Origin of the sequence: Hymenobacter psychrophilus, assembly GCF_900107135.1 — a bacterium.
In the GTDB taxonomy this organism is placed as follows: Bacteria; Bacteroidota; Bacteroidia; order Cytophagales; family Hymenobacteraceae; genus Hymenobacter; species Hymenobacter psychrophilus.
Genome location: NZ_FNOV01000031.1, coordinates 1 through 6,704, shown reverse-complemented (window position 1 = coordinate 6,704; position 6,704 = coordinate 1). Strand labels below are relative to the sequence as shown.

The window sequence follows — 6,704 nt, the reverse complement described above, 5'->3', positions numbered from 1 at the left end:
AAGCGAAATTGACATAATTCAGGCTGCCCTCCAGCAGCTGCACCGCCCCCAGGCCCCGCACCTATAACGCCCCGATCAACGTCAGGCTACGGCCCCGGCTCAGCGGCGCCGCCAGGCCCACGCACGGCCTGCCGGCGCCCCGGCCATACTGGCGGCACTAGTCAAGGCGCAGGCCCGTTTCGTCCAGAAAGTGGAAGCGCGCCACATCGGGCCGGGTGCAGACCCTTTCCACACGCCGGGCCCAGACCGCTCGTACCCGCTGCGTGTCACGCTCGGTAGCGTGGTTACTTTTTTTTCGGCGTAATCCGTGCTTGTGGAGCATGTTCCAGACGCTGGTCTGGCCCACGGGGCGGCCAAATTCGGCCTGCCAGGCGGCGTTCAGCTCCGCCAGCGCGGCATCGGCTCGTTGGCTCACATGGGCCACGAGCCAGGCCTGCGCGGCGGGCGAAATGGCCCATGTGAGCCAACACGCCCAAGCCCGCCAGCGGCGTCCCAGGCCGGGCCATTTCGCCCGCCGCGCAGGCCTGGCTTGTGGCCCATGTGAGCCAACGAGCCGATGCCGCGCTGGCGGAGCTGAACGCCGCCTGGCAGGCCGAATTTGACCGCCCCGTGGGCCAGACTAGCATTTGGGATGTGCTGAACGCGCATAAGTCGCGGCGCAAAAAAAGTAACCACGCCACCGAGCGCGCCACCGAGCGGGTGCGAGCGGCCCGCGCCGAACACGTCGAAACGGTCTGCACCCGGCCCGATGTGGCGCGCTTCCACTTTCTGGATGAAACGGGCCTGCGCCTCGACTATTGCTGCCGCTATGCCCGGGCCCCTAGGGGGCAACGGGTGGGCCAGTCCGTGCCGCTGACGCGTGCTCGCTCGCTGACGCTGACTGGGGCGCTGTCAGTACGGGGCTTGGGGGCGGTGCAACTGCTGGAGGGCGGCCTCAACTACGTGAATTTTGCCTGGTACGTGACCCAATGTCTGGCCCCACGTTGCGGCGGGGCGATGTACTGGTGCTGGACAACTTGTCGGTGCACAAACTGCCGGGCGTGGTCGACTGGCTGGCCGAGCGGGGTGTAGAAGTGCTGTTTCTGCCGCCCTACTCGCCCGACTTCAGCCCCGTGGAGCAGGCCTGGAGCAAGCTCAAGACAGCCCTACGAGCCGCCCAGGCACGCACTGGAGCATGCCCTGCAGCAAGCCATCAACTGGATTACCAGCCAAGATGCGCGCAACTGGTTTGACCACTGCGGCTACCATACCCAATGTCCTAACGAGGGGTAAACCGTTCACGAAACCGCTATACCTTACAAAAGGCGCCATGAAAAAAATAAACTATTCACGAAAATACTATAGAATGAAGATTAATATAAATACATATCATCAAGTTTTGATATGAGAATTAATTATTAATTTAGCGTTTTTTGCAGAAAAAACATCAAGATTTTTTAGACTTTACTTGCCAAAATATATTAAGATTATTGTTTACAGCGTAAGACGTAGCTTCAGTCATACTGTTTACACCCATCTTCTCAAAAAGCTTTCTCCGGTGGAATTTAACAGTATCGGGAGATACAAAAAGTATTTCAGAAATTTCATTGATTGTATGACCCCTAACGGACAGTTGTAAAATTTCTGTTTCCCGAACCGATAGTTTCATTTTCTGGTCAGGCCGCCATATATTTTCCTGGAGGTCGTATGTATAGAACTCGTTCTCTCCACTTTTGTGAATTCTAATGTTACCTTCAGCTCGCTCAGATGAGAGTGAAACGACACACAATGCCTTCCAGATCTTTCCTTCGTTGTTGAAGAATATGGGAGTCAGTTTCTGATTGATCAATATTAGCTTTCCTTCTTGGTTTCTTAGGTGGAAGTCGTACGAGATTGAGTAATTACCGCGGTCTTCCAACGGGATTTTCTCGTAAAATTCAAATCCTACCGTATTGATTTTCAGCAACAACTCCAGATCCTTCTCGGGAACATACTTGAAGTAGTAATTGTATCCCATTTCCTGCACCTGGGTCGCGGTGTTACCACACAAGAATAAAGGGTTGTCGGAGACGTACTCAAATCCCTGTTTCATGTAGTCTATCACGTAGATACTACTGTAAGTGGCGACAGCAAAAGCCTTCACACAGTCCAGATAGTTGAATTGCTGTCCGTTTTCCTGATCGATGTCAGAAATAGTATTGGCACCGTTGAAAAACGCGCTTATCTCCTTCATCTTACTGTTTAAATTTACGTTCAGTGAAATCAACTATTGTAGCGCTCCCTAAAATCTGAACAGTTTATGAGGCCGTTGTCAAGTAAATGGCTGTGAGGACACAAAAGACCTGGGCCGGCGTTTGGCCGTTGAGCTCGTGGTGGGGCGCTTGCTTGGAGTAGGTGAAATAGGTGTGCAGTTGCTCATAGAGGTGCTGGTCATCAATGGCCAGGTTGAGGTAGACACATTTCCAGTTGATGGAAAACCATAAGCGCTCAATGAAGGCATTGTCAGTGGCCTAGCCGCGCCCGTCGTTGCTGATTTGGCAACCGGCATTTAGCGCGGTCTGCTCAAAGAACTGGCTGATAAATTGGCTGCCCTGGTCGAAATCGAAGATGTAGGGCGCGGAGTGAATGATCCGCGTGCGCAGGCAACGTCCACGTCGAGCGTGTTGCTCAACTCCCGACAAAGTATGTAACCGCGTGTGCCAGTCGAGCACGGCCGCCAAGTAGATGACACCCTTGGCTATGAGAATACAGTTGATATTAGTGCTCCAGGCCTCATGGGGGGCGTACAGTACTCGCTGCCGTAACAGGTACAGATGGTGAGGCTGATGGGACCTGAGCCGCCACCGATAAACGCGGTTTGGGCTGGACTGGCTCCTGTCCCATCAGCCGCACCAGCCGGCGCACCCGTTTTGCGTTGAAGGAGTATCCCGCCAGGCGCAAAAATACCAGGAAGCGAGTCTTTCTCGAGCCTTCATCGCTGGACACAACTACAGTGCGTTGTTTGGTTACGCGCATGGGGGTATCGATAAAGGCTCGGCTAAGAAGTGCCCCGCCTGCTGGCGCAAATGCGACTTCCAGCAATTAATCTGTTTTACCAACGAGTGGTAATAAGCGGTCAGTTCGGCTAATAGTTGCTGCTCCGTCAGGCCGGCTAAGGCCAATACCGCCTTAAACTCGTAAATTAAGCGACGGCGGGTAAGTTTTGGGTTCACAGAGTTGACTAAGATATCTGCCATAAAAGGTAAAAAATTTGAAGAATACTATGTATTGTCATCGAAGTAATTGAATTCATCAAGGATATCTATTCCGTGGCCGAGCTTGTTTGCACAATCAGAATTTTGGCAAAATACCCGCACTCGTTGCTTCACGAGTGAATTCGGGCTTAAGTTAGCAAATGTGACGGTTGAGGCTTAGCAGAGAGTAGAACTGTAGGCTTCCCCGTAAAGTAGGCCAGTGAAAAGTAGAGGTCAGGCGGCTTGACGAAACTCGGTTGGCGTCATAAAGTGCAGCGCTTGGTGGAGACGCAGATGATTGTAATCGTACTGCCACAAGCGGCAGTGTTCGCGCACTTGCTGCAAGGTAGCGAAGAGGTAGCCGTTGAGCAATTCGCGGCGGAACGAGCCGTTGACGCGTTCCACGTAAGCGTTTTGCGTGGGGCTGGCGGGTTGAATCCAGTGTAGCACGATGTCTTGCTGGGCGCACCAGTTCTGCAGGGCCTGGCTAATGAATTCCGGCCCGTTGTCGACGCGCAGCCGCTCGGGCGGACCATGGCGCTCGACTAGGTGTATAGTCCCAGCGTGAGGTGGGTCGGGTCCTGGGTGAAGTTAACGGAGTTTTTCTGCCACTCGGCACAGACAAATTCATGTGGCGTGAGGCCGCGCAAGGTCTTGAGCCGTTTGGCGTGGTTGTAGGCCAGCAAAAAGGCTTGTAGGTGCTCGTGGAGCTCTTGCGTCGTCTGATAGTGGAAGCGCTGAACGGTGGCCTCTTTAAGTGTGCGATTCATCCGCTCGACCTGGCCGTTGGTCCAGGGGTGAGCGGGCTTGGTCAGGCAATGCTCGACACCATATTCGCGGCAAACGCGGTCAAAACTGTGCCCGCCGGGTAGCAATTGATGTGGCTGCGCTGTGAACTGGACACCATTATCGGTCAAGACCTTGTATACTTTATACGGCAGCTTGTCGAGCACGCGCCGCAGAAATTCTGCCGCGACCACCCGCTTAGCACGCGGATGGAGTTCAGCGAAGGCGACCTTGCTGGTGCGGTCGATGGCCACAAACAAATACTGCTTGCCTTCTTCCGTGTGCACTTCGGCAAAATCGACGTGCAGATAGCCGATGGGATAGTCCTTGAATTTTTTCTTCGGCGGGCTTTGCCCCTCTTCATTCAAGGGCAAGCGGCTGATGCCGTGCCGCTGCAGACAGCGGTGCAACGCCGAGCGCGAGAGGTGGGGAATAGTGGCCTGCAAGGCATACAGACAATCGTCGAGCGGCAACAAAGTGTGCTTTCTAAACGCTACTACAATCGCCTCCTGCGCGAGCGTGGGCACGGTGGAGGCGGGCGTCGGCCCCATCGTGGCATCTGCCGTCGTCGTGCGCTTGCGCCACTTGGCCACCGTTTTGGGGTTGATGCCGTGGCGGGCCGCTAACGTTTGTAGGCTTTCCTGACTACGTTGGATAGCGGCCCGTATTGCCGAAGTTGTGCGGGCGCTGCCGTGGAGTACTTGTCCCATAAGTTCGTGCGAAATTCCAACCCGGAAAATACACCATCTCTCTCTGGGACTATACAACTAGGGTCTGCCCGAGCGGGGCGTGTCCGTACCCGCCTTGCTTACGCTCAGCCTATCCAGTGTAGGGCAGACGGCCTTCGAAAAGGGATGCCTCGCCGCCCGGCTCTTTATCGAGCAAATGAACAGCGACGAGCCCATGCTATCGAAAACGGGGCTGTTAAAACCCCAATTGATGGTGCGCGAATCCTCACTCAGGAAGAGCTTCCCGCCTATGTTGTACGGACAATTGGCCTTGGTTAAAAGTTTGGTCCAAAAGTCGCATTTGGCGGGGTAGTTTATTGGCTTTCAGTTGCTTCCCACTCGACGGTGAGCAATGCGCTCAAGTCGAAGCGTAGTGCATCGGTCAGCGCTTCGTCCGAGAAATCAAATTCTCCTTGCAGGTTGATGTGCTGCCAGCTCACGGGCGACATCCGAGCGATGGCATCGGCCAGGGTCTGCCGCTCGGCAGGCGGGGCCTGGAACAACTGCTGGTTCAGGTACAAGCAGTTCCAGCACACAATCACATTTTGCACGAGCCGTTTGCAGGCATCGGCAACTTGCTGTTCTTCCTTGCCGGCGTAGCGAAACTGCCCGTTTTGCCCATAGAACACGGCGCGGGCGAACTGATGCGTGCTTTCGAGCTTGTCCAGCTGGTCGTCGATGCGCTTGCGCAGGTCCTGGTCGTCCATGTAGCGGAGCAGGAACTCGGTGCGCACGGCGCGCCCCAATTCGCGCAGCGCCAGGTAAAGCGGGTGGTGCTGGGAGTAAGAATTGAGGCGCTTGAGCACGGTGGAGGCTGTCACGTGTTTCTGCTTGAGGCTGACGATGAGCCGCAGGATGGTTTCCCATTGCGCCTCAATCAGCTCCCGGTCCAAGGGCTTGCCCAGCCGCAAGGCATAGGCGGCCAGGTCGGGCACATCCATGCCGGCAAAGGCGTAGAGCTGCTGGTCCTGAAAAGACTGGATTCGCGGGGCAAAAGCCACGCGAATGGAGAGCATCAAAAAGTGTGGGGCAGTTGGGGGCGGCAGCTTCTTCGGCTACCTTGGGAAGCCGAAGCTGTCGGCAAAGACCATGACCCAACCACCTGTTGCTTCCACTCCTGACCGCTTAGCTGGGGGCTACCATAAAGATTCATCTGCTCGGCATCAGCCCGCAAATCAGCCGGCGCGTGTTGGTGCGGGGCGATACTACCCTGGCCGAGCTGCATCATATTTTCCAGGTAGCGATGGGCTGGGAGAACTGGCACCTGCACCCTTGGCCGATGGGCCGTACGCTGTCCTGACTTACGGCGCTGCCAGCCCCATCATCGGCTCCTGCACGCCGACCCTGTGGACCGAAACGCTAGCCCTCAAAGTCGACGGCACCCTGCAGAGTACGTGGCGGGCGTGTGATGGTCCGGGACTCGAGTATAAACAAGTCAATTAGGCACCCACTACAGAAAAGGAGCCTCTGAGACGCAGATTCAGCAAAACGGTCGGGAAATTAAAACGAGCGTAATCTTATCTTTCTGTCGTTTCCAAGTCTTCTTCGCATCGATGAACTTCGCTGTATCTGTTTTGGTGGGTGTCTTATGCCTGTTTGCCCTGCCTTCTTGTGGCCAGAAATCGAGCCATAGTAAGCTAGACTGTGTGGACAGTCATCGGAGCCAATCGAGGGCGGCGAGCAGGTGAGCGCCGGCTAAGAAGCAGGTGGCGGTTTTCTCGTAGCGGGTGGCAAAGCCCCGCGCCTCCTTAAGCCGGCCAAAGAAGCGTTCGACTTTGTTGCGGTCCGCATACAGGTTCTCATCATAGGCCCGCTGGTCTATCCGGTTGGCCTTAGGCGGAATCACGGCTTGCGCGTGTTGCCCGGCCACAGCCGCTAGCACGGCGTTCGTGTCGTAGGCCTTATCGGCCACCACAGCGCCGGGCTTTTCGGGCAGGGCGGCCAGCAGTTCCGGTAGCACGGTGCAATCGGCTTGTTC

At 55.7% G+C, this 6,704-nt stretch carries 11 protein-coding genes; 3 read left to right on the top strand and 8 right to left on the bottom strand.

The annotated features are described in order from the left end of the window. Positions 1-157: 157 nt before the first annotated feature. On the bottom strand, positions 158-415 hold the full coding sequence (locus BLW21_RS20735) for a hypothetical protein (protein WP_139255375.1): 258 nt from the start codon (positions 413-415) through the stop codon (positions 158-160). Between the two features lie 125 nt (positions 416-540). Between BLW21_RS20735 and BLW21_RS21690 the strand changes: the two genes are divergently transcribed. Both BLW21_RS21690 and BLW21_RS22185 read left to right on the top strand, forming a co-directional pair. Beyond that, complete coding sequence (locus tag BLW21_RS21690; protein ID WP_175471080.1) at positions 541-1,071, top strand: hypothetical protein; 531 nt, start codon at positions 541-543, stop codon at positions 1,069-1,071. Beyond that, the gene (locus tag BLW21_RS22185) at positions 969-1,232 is read left to right on the top strand and encodes a transposase (protein WP_092743995.1); all 264 of its coding nucleotides are present in this window, start codon (positions 969-971) and stop codon (positions 1,230-1,232) included. The genes BLW21_RS21690 and BLW21_RS22185 overlap by 103 nt, the downstream gene beginning before the upstream one ends. A gap of 194 nt (positions 1,233-1,426) precedes the next feature. Here the strand turns inward: BLW21_RS22185 and BLW21_RS20720 are convergent, their stop codons facing one another. The 6 genes from BLW21_RS20720 to BLW21_RS20690 form a co-directional block, all read right to left on the bottom strand. Then, positions 1,427-2,212 (bottom strand): response regulator transcription factor, encoded by a 786-nt coding sequence (locus BLW21_RS20720; protein ID WP_092743993.1) that lies wholly within the window; start codon positions 2,210-2,212, stop codon positions 1,427-1,429. A 277-nt stretch (positions 2,213-2,489) separates the two neighbouring features. After that, positions 2,490-2,690 carry a hypothetical protein gene (locus BLW21_RS20715; RefSeq protein WP_139255374.1) on the bottom strand — a complete coding sequence of 67 codons (201 nt, stop codon included), beginning with the start codon at positions 2,688-2,690 and terminating at the stop codon, positions 2,490-2,492. Positions 2,691-2,984: 294 nt separating this feature from the next. Then, positions 2,985-3,215, bottom strand: coding sequence for a hypothetical protein (locus tag BLW21_RS20710; protein WP_092743989.1), 231 nt, complete (start codon positions 3,213-3,215; stop codon positions 2,985-2,987). Between the two features lie 231 nt (positions 3,216-3,446). Then, the gene (locus tag BLW21_RS20705) at positions 3,447-3,662 is read right to left on the bottom strand and encodes an integrase core domain-containing protein (RefSeq protein WP_175471078.1); all 216 of its coding nucleotides are present in this window, start codon (positions 3,660-3,662) and stop codon (positions 3,447-3,449) included. Between the two features lie 95 nt (positions 3,663-3,757). After that, positions 3,758-4,708 (bottom strand): IS481 family transposase, encoded by a 951-nt coding sequence (locus BLW21_RS20700; RefSeq protein ID WP_092743985.1) that lies wholly within the window; start codon positions 4,706-4,708, stop codon positions 3,758-3,760. A 332-nt stretch (positions 4,709-5,040) separates the two neighbouring features. Further along, on the bottom strand, positions 5,041-5,742 hold the full coding sequence (locus BLW21_RS20690; protein WP_092743981.1) for a Tn3 family transposase: 702 nt from the start codon (positions 5,740-5,742) through the stop codon (positions 5,041-5,043). 113 nt (positions 5,743-5,855) lie between these two features. Here BLW21_RS20690 and BLW21_RS21915 point away from each other — a divergent pair, with 113 nt between their 5' ends. Next, positions 5,856-6,026 (top strand): IS1096 element passenger TnpR family protein, encoded by a 171-nt coding sequence (locus BLW21_RS21915; protein ID WP_092743979.1) that lies wholly within the window; start codon positions 5,856-5,858, stop codon positions 6,024-6,026. Positions 6,027-6,380: 354 nt separating this feature from the next. Here the strand turns inward: BLW21_RS21915 and BLW21_RS20680 are convergent. Beyond that, a partial coding sequence (locus tag BLW21_RS20680; RefSeq protein WP_139255372.1) for a transposase occupies positions 6,381-6,704 on the bottom strand: 324 nt, incomplete at its 5' end.

What these genes read in the sequence shown, in the direction of transcription:
- BLW21_RS22185 (WP_092743995.1), top strand. Translation starts at nt 969, where the DNA reads ATGTCTGGCCCCACGTTGCGGCGGGGCGATGTACTGGTGCTGGACAAC.
- BLW21_RS20720 (WP_092743993.1), bottom strand. Translation starts at nt 2,212, where the DNA reads ATGAAGGAGATAAGCGCGTTTTTCAACGGTGCCAATACTATTTCTGAC.
- BLW21_RS20710 (WP_092743989.1), bottom strand. Translation starts at nt 3,215, where the DNA reads ATGGCAGATATCTTAGTCAACTCTGTGAACCCAAAACTTACCCGCCGT.
- BLW21_RS20700 (WP_092743985.1), bottom strand. Translation starts at nt 4,708, where the DNA reads ATGGGACAAGTACTCCACGGCAGCGCCCGCACAACTTCGGCAATACGG.
- BLW21_RS20690 (WP_092743981.1), bottom strand. Translation starts at nt 5,742, where the DNA reads ATGCTCTCCATTCGCGTGGCTTTTGCCCCGCGAATCCAGTCTTTTCAG.